This is a genomic window from Campylobacter sp. BCW_4341 (assembly GCF_001764255.1).
GTDB lineage: Bacteria > Campylobacterota > Campylobacteria > Campylobacterales > Campylobacteraceae > Campylobacter_D > Campylobacter_D jejuni.
In genome coordinates, this window is the sequence record NZ_MKAH01000023.1 from 1 (window position 1) to 16182 (window position 16182).

A 16182-nucleotide genomic window follows, 5' to 3' on the forward strand; every position below is an offset into this window, starting at 1 on the left:
TTTAAGTTTAATTGGTTATACTTTCATTTCCTTTTTTGAAAAAAGGACTTAAAATCTTTTAAATTATAAAGTTTCACTAACTGAGTAGATTTTATAAATTAACTTTATTTTAGATTTTTTAAGTTTTTAAATTATTTGAGTTTTTAACTTTCTTAATTTTTTAATTTAAAACTAAAAAGCTTTTTTATAAATCTTGTTTTTAATTTAAAAACTTTTCTTTTAAAAATGATTTTTTGTTTTGTTCTTTTAAATTAGTATTGTTATTCAAATCTTATTAGTCAATCTTTGAAATCTAAATAAGTGATCGATTGAGCCAGAAAGATTTAGGCATAAGCAATTATGTAAAATCTATTCAATCTAATTTAAAAAGATTAAAAGCTTTTCTTTTAATCTTTTATAACTTTTTCTTTGAAGAAAAAGATTAAACTATCTATAAAAGTAATAAGGTTTATCTCTTTAATGCAATCTAAGTAGTTTATCTATATTAGGTTGGCGGGGTAGGCCTTTAGCTTGCTTCTTAGTCAAGGCTTTGCCTTGATGCTAAAGAAGGTTTATTATGGAGAGTTTGATCCTGGCTCAGAGTGAACGCTGGCGGCGTGCCTAATACATGCAAGTCGAACGATGAAGCTTCTAGCTTGCTAGAAGTGGATTAGTGGCGCACGGGTGAGTAAGGTATAGTTAATCTGCCCTACACAAGAGGACAACAGTTGGAAACGACTGCTAATACTCTATACTCCTGCTTAACACAAGTTGAGTAGGGAAAGTTTTTCGGTGTAGGATGAGACTATATAGTATCAGCTAGTTGGTAAGGTAATGGCTTACCAAGGCTATGACGCTTAACTGGTCTGAGAGGATGATCAGTCACACTGGAACTGAGACACGGTCCAGACTCCTACGGGAGGCAGCAGTAGGGAATATTGCGCAATGGGGGAAACCCTGACGCAGCAACGCCGCGTGGAGGATGACACTTTTCGGAGCGTAAACTCCTTTTCTTAGGGAAGAATTCTGACGGTACCTAAGGAATAAGCACCGGCTAACTCCGTGCCAGCAGCCGCGGTAATACGGAGGGTGCAAGCGTTACTCGGAATCACTGGGCGTAAAGGGCGCGTAGGCGGATTATCAAGTCTCTTGTGAAATCTAATGGCTTAACCATTAAACTGCTTGGGAAACTGATAGTCTAGAGTGAGGGAGAGGCAGATGGAATTGGTGGTGTAGGGGTAAAATCCGTAGATATCACCAAGAATACCCATTGCGAAGGCGATCTGCTGGAACTCAACTGACGCTAAGGCGCGAAAGCGTGGGGAGCAAACAGGATTAGATACCCTGGTAGTCCACGCCCTAAACGATGTACACTAGTTGTTGGGATGCTAGTCATCTCAGTAATGCAGCTAACGCATTAAGTGTACCGCCTGGGGAGTACGGTCGCAAGATTAAAACTCAAAGGAATAGACGGGGACCCGCACAAGCGGTGGAGCATGTGGTTTAATTCGAAGATACGCGAAGAACCTTACCTGGGCTTGATATCCTAAGAACCTTATAGAGATATGAGGGTGCTAGCTTGCTAGAACTTAGAGACAGGTGCTGCACGGCTGTCGTCAGCTCGTGTCGTGAGATGTTGGGTTAAGTCCCGCAACGAGCGCAACCCACGTATTTAGTTGCTAACGGTTCGGCCGAGCACTCTAAATAGACTGCCTTCGTAAGGAGGAGGAAGGTGTGGACGACGTCAAGTCATCATGGCCCTTATGCCCAGGGCGACACACGTGCTACAATGGCATATACAATGAGACGCAATACCGCGAGGTGGAGCAAATCTATAAAATATGTCCCAGTTCGGATTGTTCTCTGCAACTCGAGAGCATGAAGCCGGAATCGCTAGTAATCGTAGATCAGCCATGCTACGGTGAATACGTTCCCGGGTCTTGTACTCACCGCCCGTCACACCATGGGAGTTGATTTCACTCGAAGCCGGAATACTAAACTAGTTACCGTCCACAGTGGAATCAGCGACTGGGGTGAAGTCGTAACAAGGTAACCGTAGGAGAACCTGCGGTTGGATCACCTCCTTTCTAGAGTACAAAGTAATAAGTCTCACAACTATTACTTCAAATATATAAACTCAATTGATTCTTGTTTAGATTTCAAAGATTGATTAAAGCTAATTGTTTATGGGGAATTAGCTCAGCTGGGAGAGCGCCTGCTTTGCACGCAGGAGGTCAGCGGTTCGATCCCGCTATTCTCCACCATTTATTAAGGGCCTATAGCTCAGCTGGTTAGAGTGCACCCCTGATAAGGGTGAGGTCACAAGTTCAAGTCTTGTTAGGCCCACCATAAAAAAGATTTGAATAAAAAAGCTTTAAAATCTAAAGCAAGTATATAAAGTAGATTAAATATAAAATATAAACTCTATACTTAGATTTATTTTTTTATCTTTAACTATAAAAGAATATACTTTATATAGATATAAGTAGCATATACATTATGTATTTATATTTATAATGATTATATTAATATATATACTTCCTTTAGGTTTTAAACCTAAATGTTCTTTTTAATTATCATTGTTAAGAGTCACAAGCAAGTTTTAATAAAAACAATTTTACAGGACTTGTTAAAGGATAAAACCTATTTATCTTTTCTTTGGTTTAACTTATATCTTTTAATTATCTTTATCTTTAAAATAAAGAGAATATTAGATTTAAGATTTATAAATTAAAGACAAGTTTCAAACTCACAGCTTAGTTGAGACTAAATCATTTAGTTCTATATTAAGGTTTGAATGCTTTCCGTCTTAAGATAAAGAAGTCTTATCATAAAAACTTTAACAAGGAAGTGATGCGTTTTAGAATCAATAAAAAAGGTAGAAGTTAGGTTATATCTAACTTTTATGCAAATTGTTTTTTTAGTGATTAAGAATTGAAGCTTTATCTACATTAATTTTTTAATGAATGTTTAGTTTATTTCGTTTTAAGCCTAATATCTTTTAGGTTGGCGGGGTAGGCCTTTAGCTTTGGTTCTTTAAGATGAGCTTTGCTCATCTGCTAAAAGAACATCAAAAGGTAAGCTACTAAGAGCGAATGGTGGATGCCTTGACTGGTAAAGGCGATGAAGGACGTACTAGACTGCGATAAGCTACGGGGAGCTGTCAAGAAGCTTTGATCCGTAGATTTCCGAATGGGGCAACCCAATGTATAGAGATATACATTACCTATATAGGAGCGAACGAGGGGAATTGAAACATCTTAGTACCCTCAGGAAAAGAAATCAATAGAGATTGCGTCAGTAGCGGCGAGCGAAAGCGCAAGAGGGCAAACCCAGTGCTTGCACTGGGGGTTGTAGGACTGCAATGTGCAAGAGCTGAGTTTAGCAGAACATTCTGGAAAGTATAGCCATAGAGGGTGATAGTCCCGTATGCGAAAAACAAAGCTTAGCTAGCAGTATCCTGAGTAGGGCGGGACACGAGGAATCCTGTCTGAATCCGGGTCGACCACGATCCAACCCTAAATACTAATACCAGATCGATAGTGCACAAGTACCGTGAGGGAAAGGTGAAAAGAACTGAGGTGATCAGAGTGAAATAGAACCTGAAACCATTTGCTTACAATCATTCAGAGCACTATGTAGCAATACAGTGTGATGGACTGCCTTTTGCATAATGAGCCTGCGAGTTGTGGTGTCTGGCAAGGTTAAGCAAACGCGAAGCCGTAGCGAAAGCGAGTCTGAATAGGGCGCTTAGTCAGATGCTGCAGACCCGAAACGAAGTGATCTATCCATGAGCAAGTTGAAGCTAGTGTAAGAACTAGTGGAGGACTGAACCCATAGGCGTTGAAAAGCCCCGGGATGACTTGTGGATAGGGGTGAAAGGCCAATCAAACTTCGTGATAGCTGGTTCTCTCCGAAATATATTTAGGTATAGCGTTGTGTCGTAATATAAGGGGGTAGAGCACTGAATGGGCTAGGGCATACACCAATGTACCAAACCCTATCAAACTCCGAATACCTTATATGTAATCACAGCAGTCAGGCGGCGAGTGATAAAATCCGTCGTCAAGAGGGAAACAACCCAGACTACCAGCTAAGGTCCCTAAATCTTACTTAAGTGGAAAACGATGTGAAGTTACTTAAACAACCAGGAGGTTGGCTTAGAAGCAGCCATCCTTTAAAGAAAGCGTAATAGCTCACTGGTCTAGTGATTTTGCGCGGAAAATATAACGGGGCTAAAGTAAGTACCGAAGCTGTAGACTTGCACACAACTTAGATTATTTAAGTTTAGAATATAAAAAACTAAGTTATATGTTTTAAGTTATATTTTTACTGATTTTTATAGAGTAAAGATAGAAATAAAACTTAGTAAAATCAGTAAAAATATTCTTGGTTTAAAGTTTAAGTAGTTTAAGTTGTGTGCAAGTGGTAGGAGAGCGTTCTACTTGCGTCGAAGGTATACCGGTAAGGAGTGCTGGAGCGAATAGAAGTGAGCATGCAGGCATGAGTAGCGATAATTAATGTGAGAATCATTAACGCCGTAAACCCAAGGTTTCCTACGCGATGCTCGTCATCGTAGGGTTAGTCGGGTCCTAAGTCGAGTCCGAAAGGGGTAGACGATGGCAAATTGGTTAATATTCCAATACCAACATTAGTGTGCGATGGAAGGACGCTTAGGGCTAAGGGGGCTAGCGGATGGAAGTGCTAGTCTAAGGTCGTAGGAGCTTATATAGGCAAATCCGTATAAGAACACTCCGAGAACTGAAAGGCTTTTTGAAGTCTTCGGATGGATAGAAGAACCCCTGATGCCGTCGAGCCAAGAAAAGTTTCTAAGTTTAGCTAATGTTGCCCGTACCGTAAACCGACACAGGTGGGTGGGATGAGTATTCTAAGGCGCGTGGAAGAACTCTCTTTAAGGAACTCTGCAAAATAGCACCGTATCTTCGGTATAAGGTGTGGTTAGCTTCGTACTAGGATTTACTCCGAAAGCGAAGAAACTTACAACAAAGAGTCCCTCCCGACTGTTTACCAAAAACACAGCACTCTGCTAACTCGTAAGAGGATGTATAGGGTGTGACGCCTGCCCGGTGCTCGAAGGTTAATTGATGGGGTTAGCATTAGCGAAGCTCTTGATCGAAGCCCGAGTAAACGGCGGCCGTAACTATAACGGTCCTAAGGTAGCGAAATTCCTTGTCGGTTAAATACCGACCTGCATGAATGGCGTAACGAGATGGGAGCTGTCTCAAAGAGGGATCCAGTGAAATTGTAGTGGAGGTGAAAATTCCTCCTACCCGCGGCAAGACGGAAAGACCCCGTGGACCTTTACTACAGCTTGACACTGCTACTTGGATAAGAATGTGCAGGATAGGTGGGAGGCTTTGAGTATATGACGCCAGTTGTATATGAGCCGTTGTTGAGATACCACTCTTTCTTATTTGGGTAGCTAACCAGCTTGAGTTATCCTCAAGTGGGACAATGTCTGGTGGGTAGTTTGACTGGGGCGGTCGCCTCCCAAATAATAACGGAGGCTTACAAAGGTTGGCTCAGAACGGTTGGAAATCGTTCGTAGAGTATAAAGGTATAAGCCAGCTTAACTGCAAGACATACAAGTCAAGCAGAGACGAAAGTCGGTCTTAGTGATCCGGTGGTTCTGTGTGGAAGGGCCATCGCTCAAAGGATAAAAGGTACCCCGGGGATAACAGGCTGATCTCCCCCAAGAGCTCACATCGACGGGGAGGTTTGGCACCTCGATGTCGGCTCATCGCATCCTGGGGCTGGAGCAGGTCCCAAGGGTATGGCTGTTCGCCATTTAAAGCGGTACGCGAGCTGGGTTCAGAACGTCGTGAGACAGTTCGGTCCCTATCTGCCGTGGGCGTAAGAAGATTGAAGAGATTTGACCCTAGTACGAGAGGACCGGGTTGAACAAACCACTGGTGTAGCTGTTGTTCTGCCAAGAGCATCGCAGCGTAGCTAAGTTTGGAAAGGATAAACGCTGAAAGCATCTAAGCGTGAAGCCAACTCTAAGATGAATCTTCTCTAAGCTCTCTAGAAGACTACTAGTTTGATAGGCTGGGTGTGTAATGGATGAAAGTCCTTTAGCTGACCAGTACTAATAGAGCGTTTGGCTTATCTTTAATAAAGCATCACTTCCTTGTTAAGGTTTTTAATAAGACTTTGAATATAGATAATATTTAGAGTTTAATAGAAATCTTTCAAGTAAAGTTTATATTAGAACTTGCTCTTAACATTGTTTTTTAAGTATTCTATATAAAAACTTATTAAAGATAAAAGATAAGTAAAGAAGAAAGAGAATAAAGAAAAAAATAAAGAAATAAAAGATTAAGCTTTATTTATAAATTAAATCTTTCAAAGAATATTTAAATAACAATGTCCGTGATTATACAGATGTGGAAACGCCTTGCTCCATCCCGAACCAAGAAGCTAAGCACATCGTGGGTGATGATACTACGCCTTACTGGCAGGGGGAAAGTAGCTCATTGCGGACTTGTTAAATGTCTTCATTACTTACTTTATATATAAATCCTATGTTTATTTTTATTGTTGTTTTAGATGACACTTAGAATAGTGTTTAAAAAAAGTTTGTTGCTAGTTAGGGGTTTTAGAGAGAATAGGGTGTTTTTAGGGGTTTGTAAAGTTTAATATATATTTGTATGGATTGTATAAATTTAGTTCTTTTAAAAAAGTTGTTTGCGTGATCGGCTACTTGGTTTATTGATAGAATTTTAAATAAAAAATAGAAATTAATATATAAATTCACGATGAAATTGTTAATTTTATTAATTATTAAGTTTAATTAACATAAACTTTATATATAAAAGTTAATATAATTTAAATAAGATAATTTATATCTTAAACTATTTATTTCATAATTATATTATCTTAAAAATTTTATTTATAAGGTGTATCTTATGAAAAAGCTTATTTCTAAGGGAAAGGTTTTAACCCTATTACTTGGGGTGGGATTTGCTTTAAATGTGAGTAGCGCAGAAAATTCAAATGTTCTTATTCAAGGAGAAGCTGCACAAGATGGCGATACTAAACCAAGAACGCTTGAGGGTTATGTGCACCAAGAAGATGCGTTTTTTAAATATCTTAAAGAACATCATCCTATGTTTAAATATGAAAAAGAATGTCGTATAGTAGGTAAATATGCTATTAGTGATAGGGAAGAAGAATATGTAGAATTTTCTAATGGTCCTACTTTTGCACAGCAAAACAATCTAGCTCATACTTCAGTGACTTATCGTTTAGGAATGGAATCTTTTTTAGATTTTCCAAATAAATTTGTAGGTCCAAAAAAATGTGGTGAATGTCATCCTGCTCAATATAAAGCTTGGGAAAGATCACGTCATGCAAAAACCGTTCGTTTTCCTGATGAGTTTGAAGAAGTAGGAAATGATTTAAAAAAACCTATGTATAACTCACAATCTACTATTTTACCAGATGGAATTTATCCTGATGATGTCTATGCTGTAATTGGAACACCTAGAACAAAATATGGTTTTATTGATAGATGGTTGGTTCGTGGAACTTATCATGTTGAAGATGGAAATCTTAGTAATATGACAGGAAAAATTGTAGCTGGCGGCAATCAATTCTCAAGGCTTTGGAGTGAGTTTTTAACACCTGAAATGACCAAAAAAATAGCAGAATTTTCTCCAGGTTTCCCTACTACTATGGAACAATTTGGAGGTAATGGCTCTCAAGTTTGGGGAACAAATTCTTATGCAGCACAATATCGTAAAAATATGCTTTTTCAGCCTGCAAGTTCTTATTGTGAAACCTGTCATAGTTTTAAATTTGATTTTAAAAGCAAAGAAGAATTTTATAAAGCTTTAGGAAATACTCAAGAGCTTAGAAAACATACAATTTCAAAAGGTATTTCTTGTGAAGAATGTCATGGTGCAGGTGCTCATCTTTATGGTGCTAGAGGTGCAGGTATGCCATCAAACTGCGAAAGATGTCATCAAAGATTTTCTTATAATGAAGAAGATGCTAAGAAAAATCCTAGAAAACCATTTAATGCCTTCTTTAAATCTAGCTGTCCAGCTTGTGGAACTGAAGGTGCGCAAATGTATAGTTCAGCTCACTATGATAAGGGTATGAGATGTTCTACTTGCCACGATCCTCATGAGGTTACTTTCAATGATTGGAAAGATGGATATACTAAAGTAGGGCTTAAAAAAACTTGTACAGATTGTCATGACACACAAGCTAGCTTCTTTAAACAAGGAGGAATTCATTCAAAAGATAATTGTACAGCTTGTCACATGCCAAATATGATGAGTTGTGAAAACTTTGGAGCAGTTCAAAATCCCGATAAAGGTGGATTTGATAATGTTAGAGCTTCTCACATTTGGAAAATAAAAGTTGATAAAACTGCTAAAACTCTTAATCCGCCAGAAGGTAAAGAAAGATCTCCAAAAACTCCAGGATGGACCATCGCTAGAGATGATGATGGAAGATTTTTCCTTGATTTAATGTGGGCTTGTGGACGTACAAGTTTTAGTGATCCAAATTTAATGGGGCCAGGTGCAAGTGGATGTCACAGTGCGGTTCAATCAAATTTACCTAAAAAACTTCATTTTACAGATCAAGAGACTATCTATGACATTGTTGTAGGTTGGCAAAAACCTGTAAAAGATGGATATGAAAATATTCTTAAAGGCGTGAAAGAAATTGATAAAGCTATGGCTGAAAATCCTAAACTTTCTGTAGAGAAAAAATCTCGTGTTATTACTTTGGCAAATCAAGCAAGGGCTATTGCAGAAAAATTGCAAAAAGATGGTTCTTGGGGTGTGCATGGTCCTGTTTACTCCAAAAAAATAGTAGATGAGGCTTTGGTTTATATACAAGAAGCTAAAAATATTTTAAAATAAAATTTTCGCCCATTTTTTGGGCGAGTTTAAGGAGTAAATTTTGAAACAAAGTTTAATAAAATTTATATTGCTTGCTGTTTTTTGTTTTTCAACCCCTTTTTTACTTGCCGACGGAAAAATTCAAATAGGTATAGTTGAAGGTGTAACTCCTATCAGCATGAAAGATGCTGAAAAACTTTTAGGGCAAAAAAATGTATATTTTGTGGATGTTAATTCCAAGGAAGAAAGAGAAGTTGCAGGTAATATACCTAATGCTGTTTTAGTTGATGCGCAAAATTGGCAAAATTTATTACCTGATGATTTTAATACAACTTTAATTTTTTATGGGTCGAATCGTTTTACTTTTGATGCTTCTAATATTGCAAATTTAAGCCAAAAATTAGGCTATACCCATGTTTATGTTATGTTAGATGGTATAGAATCTTGGGTGCTTTCTGGAAGAAAAGTTCAAAAAGAACAAATAGAAAAATGGCAAAACGCTAAAAATTTAGATGATTTTAAAGATAGTATTCATTCAAGAATGTATTTTGGAGATGTTCCAAGTTGTAGGGATTGCCACGGAAAAGGCGAAGATAAAAAATCTATTCGCTACAATAATGCTGCAAATTTAGATTTTATCAATAAAAACTGTGCAAGTTGTCATAAAGATGTAGATAAAGAATTTAAACACAGCATTCATCAAAATATCAGCCAAATACAACTTGATAAAGATGGAAAAAAGAAAAAAATTCCAACTTGTACCACTTGTCATGATATCCACAACAACGATCCGTTAATGAATGCAATGACCTTAAAACAAAGAAGTGATTTTAAATGCGGTGAATGTCATCAAGATAAACAAGATCGCTATCATGATACTTTCCATGGTAAGGCTATGGTATTAAATAGTCCTGGTAGTGCTCCAAAAATCGCAGCCTGTTATGATTGTCACGGCAAACACAATATTTTAAAAGTTGAAGATTTAAACTCAACCCTATCGTCTTTAAATCGTGTTCAAACTTGTGCACAGTGTCATCCAAATTCTAATGAAAATTTTGCCAATTTTATTGCACATGCTGATCATAGTGATGGAGAAAACTATCCTTTACTTCACGGTGCTTATATCTTTATGACCGCTTTAGTAATAGGAGTTTTTGTGTTCTTTGGTTTGCATACTTTACTTTGGAGTATAAGACTGATTTTAGCAAGACTTTCACATCCTATAGAATGGAAAAAAGCAAAAGAAAATGCACACAATGACAAGGTTTTAATCAAACGTTTTTCAACCTTCCATAAAATTCAGCATTTCTTTATGGCGGCAAGTTTCTTAGGACTTGCTTTCTCAGGTTTGCCGCAAAAATTTTATACCGCTCCTTGGGCGCAAACCATGATAGATCTTATGGGTGGACCAATCGGTGCAACCATAGTGCATCATATTAGTGCTATTGTTATGTTTATAGTCTTTTTCTCTCATATTGAAGAAATCATACTTGTAAACTGGAAAAGAAGAGATTTAGTGCGTGATCCACAAACAGGAAAACTTGATAAAATGAAAATTTTAAAAGCCCTTTTTGGACCTGATTCTTTAATGCCAAATTGGCAGGACTTTAAAGATATGAAAGCACATTTTAAATGGTTTTTTGGCATGGGTGAAAGACCACAATTTGACCGCTGGACTTATTGGGAAAAATTTGATTATCTAGCAGTATTTTGGGGTATGTTTGTTATAGGACTTTCAGGATTGGTTTTATGGTTCCCTACTTTCTTTAGTACCTTTTTACCAGGTTGGATGATCAATCTTTGTTCTTTAGTGCACTCTGATGAAGCTTTACTTGCAACAGGATTTATCTTTGCAATCCACTTCTTCAATACTCATTTTAGAGCAGATCGCTTCCCTATGGATATGGTAATTTTCTCAGGAACCCAAAGTGAAGCCGAGATTAAACAAGAAAGAAATGCGTATTATCAACGCCTAAAAGAAAGCGGAAGGCTTGAAAGTTTATATGAGAAAAACTCTAAATTTAATTCTTATAAAAGCATTGCTAAATTAGCAGGTTATTTGATGCTGATTACGGGAATGATCTTTTTATTCTTGATGATTTATGCTTTTATAGTGGATTTGTTAAAATAATAATTGCCTAGGTTTTCTAGGCAATTTAAATGAAAGGATTTGATGTTAAAAAAACTGATTTTAGGATTTATAATATTGTTATTTTGTGCTTGTAATAATGAAAAAATAGATGAAAATATTCTTTCTAAAGGAACAAAAACTACAGAACAATACAAACAAGATGCAAACAATCTTGATCTCAATTCTTACAAAGAAATCGCAGAATTTTTTAAAGACAATCAAAATATTGTTTTTTCTGACAAACCTGTGCTAATTATTTTTAGTGCAAATAATTGTGTTTATTGCGATAAATTAAAACACGAAATTCAAAACAACAAAGAAGTTCAAAATATCTTAAAAAACACATATAATTCTTATTATATCAATACAAGTTATCATAAAATTCATAATTACGATAATAAAAAAACAAGCACAGAAGAACTTTCAAGAGAATTCAATATAGACGCTACGCCTACTTTGGTATTTTTTACTCCTAAACATAAAACTTTACTGATTTATCCTGGTTTTATGAGTGCTAAACGCCTTGCTTTGACTATGGAAATTTTAAAAGATGAAAAAAATCAAAAGCTTAATGAAGATAAGCTTTTTAAAACACTTTTTCTAGCATACAAGGAGAAAAATGTTTAAGAAAAGCTTTTTTTCCTTTTGGATGAGTCTTATTTTACTTTTTATCTATGCTCTTTCTTGTGCAGTAGCGACTTTTGTCGAAAATGATTTTGGCGCAAATGCTGCTAAAGCCTTAGTTTATAATGCTTTATGGTTTGATATCTTACACCTTTTGCTTTTAATCAATCTTATAGGTATTATTTTTATACACAAACTTTTACAAAGAAAAAAATATGCTTCCTTGCTCTTGCATAGTGCTTTTATAGTAATTTTACTTGGCGCTGCAATCACGCGTTATTTTGGCATAGAAGGAGGTATGCACATTAGAGAAGGACAAAGTTCTGATATCATTGTGACAAGAGATGAATTTATAGCCTTAATGCTTTATAATGATGAAGGTAAGGTTGTAGAATATCAATCCTTTGGAGTAGCTTTTAATCCTTTACTCCATAATAGTTTTGAAAAAAAAGTTTCCATGCAGCAAAATAAAACTATAAATTTAAAACTACTTGATTATGAAAAAGCTCCTAATGTAATGAGCAATCCTATCATCAAAATGCAAATTTCTTTTAATAATGAAAGCAAAGAAATTTTACTCACTCCAAATTACAACAATGAAAATGTTTTACCTTTTAGACTAGGAGGTGAAATTTTTGCACTCAACTGGGGTCCTGAAGAGATCAAACTGCCTTTTTCTTTGGCTTTAAAAGATTTTATCCTAGATCGCTACGCAGGTTCTATGAGTCCTTCTTCTTATGCTTCAGATATAGAAGTGATCGATCAAGATAAAAGTTTTGAGTATAAAATTTTTATGAATAATGTTTTAGATTATGGCGGATATAGATTTTTTCAAAGTTCTTATGATCAAGACGAACAAGGCACCATACTTTCAGTCAATAAAAATCCTGGAAAAATTCCAACCTATATAGGCTATACTTTGCTGACTTTAGGTTTTTTATGGATTTTATTTGCTAAAAACTCAAGATTTCAAAAATTATCAAACTATCTTAAAAATCAAAAAAATCTTTTATTAATTCTTTTTTGTCTTTTTGCTTTTAACATAAAAAGTTTTGCCGATGAAAATACCTTAAAGCTTATACAAAATATCAAAGAAAATTCTGCAAAACATTCTATGCTTTTTGGAAGCTTACTTGTGCAAGACTTTGATGGCAGGATAAAACCTATCGATACTTTAGCGATGAATTACATTCATAAGATTACCAAAAAAAATGATTTTTTAGGTTTAAACTATAATCAAATTTTTCTTGGTATGATGATGTATCCACAACATTTTAGACAAATAAAAATGATTAGCGTAAAAACTGCAAAGCTAAAAGAAATTTTAGGTGTAGATAAAAATGAAAAATATCTTGCTTATGATGATGTTTTTGATGGAGATTTTTACAAACTTTCAAACTATATAGAAGAAGTAAATCGCAAAAAACCTACTCTAAGAGATCAGTTTGATAAAGATATTTTAGCTCTTGATGAAAAAATCAACACTGCTTTTTATATCTATAGCGGAGAAATTTTTAGAATATTTCCTGATCCAAGCCAAAAAACCTATACTTGGTATTCTCCTGCTACACCTATGCCTTTTGATTTAAAGGATATAGAAAATATACAAAGCTTATTGGCAAAATATTTTTTTGATTTTGAACAAGCTTTTAGTACCAAAGATTTTTCTAAAGCCGATGAAAGTTTAGAAAGACTTAAAAATTTCCAAAATTTTTATAGATCAAATCTTATCCCTACACCTACTCAAATTTCTTTAGAGCTTTTTTTAAATCATTATAATATTTTTGACAATCTCACCCCTATTTATCTTTTACTAGGTAGTATGCTTTTTATCTTATTAGTCTATGAAATTTTAAGCCTTAAAAAAGCTCCAAAAATGCTTAAAAATGCCATTTTTATTCTCATTGCTTTAAGTGTTTTAGCTCATGCTTTAGCTTTAATCTTTCGTTGGTATGTAGGAGATCACGCTCCTTGGAGTAATGCTTATGAAAGTATGGTTTATATAGCTTTTGCTTGTGCTTTTGCGGGACTTGTTTTTTATAAAAGATCTTCTTTAGCGCTTTGTACCGCAAGTATTATGGCTGGAATTTCTCTTTTTGTAGCACATCTTGGTTTTATGGATCCACAAATTACAAATCTTGTGCCCGTTTTAAAATCCTATTGGCTTAATATCCATGTTTCTATCATCACTGCAAGCTATGGATTTTTAGGACTTTGCTTTTTGCTTGGAGTATTTAGCTTGATTTTATTTATGTTAAGAAATCCAAAAAAAGCTCAAATAGATCAAAGTATTTTAAGCTTACATTGTATCAACGAAATGGCGATGATAATAGGACTTGCTTTACTCACTATAGGAAATTTCTTAGGTGGAGTTTGGGCAAACGAAAGCTGGGGAAGATACTGGGGTTGGGATTCTAAAGAAACTTGGGCTTTAATTTCTATTATTGTTTATACTATGATTTTACATCTTAGATTTATCTCAAAATTTAACAATCCTTACGCCTTTGCAAGTGCGAGTGTTATAGGATTTTATTCTATTTTGATGACTTATTTTGGGGTAAATTTCTATCTATCAGGATTGCATTCTTATGCAGCAGGAGATCCTGTGCCTGTGCCTAAATTTTTATATTTTTTCATTGCTTTTACAGTGATTTTAATTTTAGGAGCATTTTTTAAAAGAAGACTTAAAAATCCTGTATAAATTTACCCTTGAAATTTCAAGGGTAAATAAGAAGTTAGAATTCTTTTCTTGTATCCATAGAACCTACGATTTTTCCAGTTTTTGGATCGACCATGATAGCATTTACATCACCCATATAAGGTTCTTTTGTGATTTTATAGCCCATTTTTTCAAGATTGTTTTGCACATCTTTGATGATTCCAAAAGGCTCTGTTCTGATTTCATCAGGTAGCCACTGCATGTGAAATCTTGGAGATTCTACCGCTGTTGATATATCCATTTTATGATCGATCACATTTGAAATCACTTGTAAAACTGTCGTGATGATCCTAGAACCACCTGGGCTACCTACTACCATAAATACTTTTCCATCTTTTAGTATGATAGTTGGACTCATAGAGCTTAAAGGTCTTTTTTAGGTTTTATAGCATTAGCTTCTCCGCCTACAAGTCCGTATAAATTTGGCACCCCTGGTTTGATTGAAAAATCATCGATTTCATCATTGAGTAAAAACCCTGCCCCTTCAACCGCAGCACCTGAACCATAACTCGCATTGATAGTATAGGTAATGCTTACAGCATTGCCTTTGCTATCTAGTACAGAATAATGAGTGGTATTATGTCCTTCGTGAATTTGCCCTAAACCAGGTTTTACTTTTGAGCTTGGCAAAGCCTTATCTTTTGGAATTTTTGCATAAATTTCTTTGGCGTATTCTTTGCTTGTAAGTTTATCAAGTGGGATTTTTACAAAATCAGGATCGCCCATGTATTCTGATCTATCCGCATAAGCTTGACGCATGGCTTCAGTCATTATGTGTAAAGTTTTAGAGCTTGCAAAGCCTAAATTTTCTATATTGGCATTTTCCATGATATTTAAAATTTCGATGATATGAGCACCCCCACTGCTAGGTGGTGACATGGAAATGATATCATAACCCCTATAAGTGCCTTCTACGGGTTTTCTCCAAATAGCTTGGTATTGTGCTAGATCTTCTTTAGTGATAATGCCTTTGTTTTTAGCCATATCCGTTGCTATTAAATCAGCGATTTTTCCCTTATAAAAAGCATCAGGACCTTCCTTTGCGATAAGTTTTAAAGTTTTTGCTAGATCTTTTTGGACAAACAAATCCCCGCTTTTATAAGTGCTGCCATCTTTTTTAAGGAAATATTTGCTTGAACTAGGAAATTCTTTAAACATATCTTTAGCTTCTAGCATGGTTTGTTCTTGTCTATCGTTGATGAGATAACCTTTTTCAGCTAGTTTTATAGCAGGAGCCATCAAGTCTTTTAGTTTCATAGTGCCGTAGCGATCAAGCATAGCACTCATACCTTTAACCGTTCCTGGTACTCCAGCAGCTAGATAACCTATAGTTGAAGCATCTTTTATAACTTCTCCTTTGCTATCAAGATACATATTTCTGCTTGCTTTTAAAGGTGCCATTTCTCTAAAATCAAGCGTGGTATTTTCTCCATTGGCTAGATGAATGACTGCAAAGCCACCACCACCTATGTTTCCTGCTGCAGGATGCACTACAGCCAAAGCATAACCTACTGCTACAGCTGCATCTATGCCATTTCCGCCTTTGTCAAGAACTTCTTTGCCTATTTTATTGGCTAGTTCATGACTTGATAAAACAAGTCCTGTGCCCGTTCTATCTTGTATAGGTGGATTAGCTGCACCAAAACTTAGCGTGATTGAAATCGCAAATATAGCTAAATAACGCATTTTGCTCCTTTTTAATGATATATAGAATTATTGTAACAAAACTAGGGGTATTGATAAATTTAAAAAATGATATATTTTTATAAAAATATTTAAAATTTTAAAATTTTGTATAAAATATTCTCATTTTATATAATTATTTTTTTATAAAATTACAAAAAGTAACT

At 35.5% G+C, this 16182-nt stretch carries 4 protein-coding genes, 2 tRNA genes, 3 rRNA genes and 1 pseudogene; 9 read left to right on the forward strand and 1 reads right to left on the reverse strand.

Annotated features, from left to right (window positions below; translation table 11 throughout):
* Nucleotides 1-553 precede the first annotated feature (553 nt).
* The 9 genes from AJN70_RS03480 (at nucleotide 554) to ccsA (ending at nucleotide 14314) form a co-directional block, all read left to right on the forward strand.
* Nucleotides 554-2066, forward strand: a 16S ribosomal RNA gene (locus AJN70_RS03480).
* Nucleotides 2067-2167: 101 nt separating this feature from the next.
* Nucleotides 2168-2243: transfer RNA gene (locus tag AJN70_RS03485), tRNA-Ala, on the forward strand.
* 8 nt (nucleotides 2244-2251) lie between these two features.
* Nucleotides 2252-2328 (forward strand) — tRNA-Ile (locus tag AJN70_RS03490).
* Between the two features lie 726 nt (nucleotides 2329-3054).
* Nucleotides 3055-6113 (forward strand): 23S ribosomal RNA (locus AJN70_RS03495).
* 255 nt (nucleotides 6114-6368) lie between these two features.
* Nucleotides 6369-6485: ribosomal RNA gene (gene rrf, locus AJN70_RS03500) — 5S ribosomal RNA — on the forward strand.
* The 16S, 23S and 5S rRNA genes sit together here with 2 tRNA genes alongside, the layout of an rRNA operon.
* A gap of 423 nt (nucleotides 6486-6908) precedes the next feature.
* Nucleotides 6909-8879, forward strand: coding sequence for a cytochrome c3 family protein (locus AJN70_RS03505; RefSeq protein WP_070295494.1), 1971 nt, complete (start codon nucleotides 6909-6911; stop codon nucleotides 8877-8879).
* Nucleotides 8880-8919: 40 nt separating this feature from the next.
* Nucleotides 8920-10989, forward strand: a complete 2070-nt coding sequence (locus tag AJN70_RS03510) for a rhodanese-like domain-containing protein (protein WP_083262312.1) — start codon at nucleotides 8920-8922, stop codon at nucleotides 10987-10989.
* A gap of 42 nt (nucleotides 10990-11031) precedes the next feature.
* Entirely contained in the window at nucleotides 11032-11616 is a 585-nt protein-coding gene (locus AJN70_RS03515) for a SoxW family protein (RefSeq protein ID WP_044779349.1), read from the forward strand.
* A complete protein-coding gene (ccsA, locus tag AJN70_RS03520) occupies nucleotides 11609-14314 on the forward strand; it encodes a cytochrome c biogenesis protein CcsA (RefSeq protein ID WP_070295496.1) in 2706 nt (901 codons plus the stop codon). The genes AJN70_RS03515 and ccsA overlap by 8 nt, the downstream gene beginning before the upstream one ends.
* Nucleotides 14315-14348: 34 nt before the next feature.
* Here the strand turns inward: ccsA and ggt are convergent.
* Nucleotides 14349-16018: pseudogene (gene ggt / locus AJN70_RS03525) on the reverse strand (gamma-glutamyltransferase).
* Nucleotides 16019-16182: the final 164 nt, after the last annotated feature.

Bases quoted from the DNA above. Each gene is read 5' to 3' on its own strand.
- AJN70_RS03505 (WP_070295494.1), top strand. From the start codon at position 6,909: ATGAAAAAGCTTATTTCTAAGGGAAAGGTTTTAACCCTATTACTTGGG.
- AJN70_RS03515 (WP_044779349.1), top strand. From the start codon at position 11,032: ATGTTAAAAAAACTGATTTTAGGATTTATAATATTGTTATTTTGTGCT.
- ccsA (WP_070295496.1), top strand. From the start codon at position 11,609: ATGTTTAAGAAAAGCTTTTTTTCCTTTTGGATGAGTCTTATTTTACTT.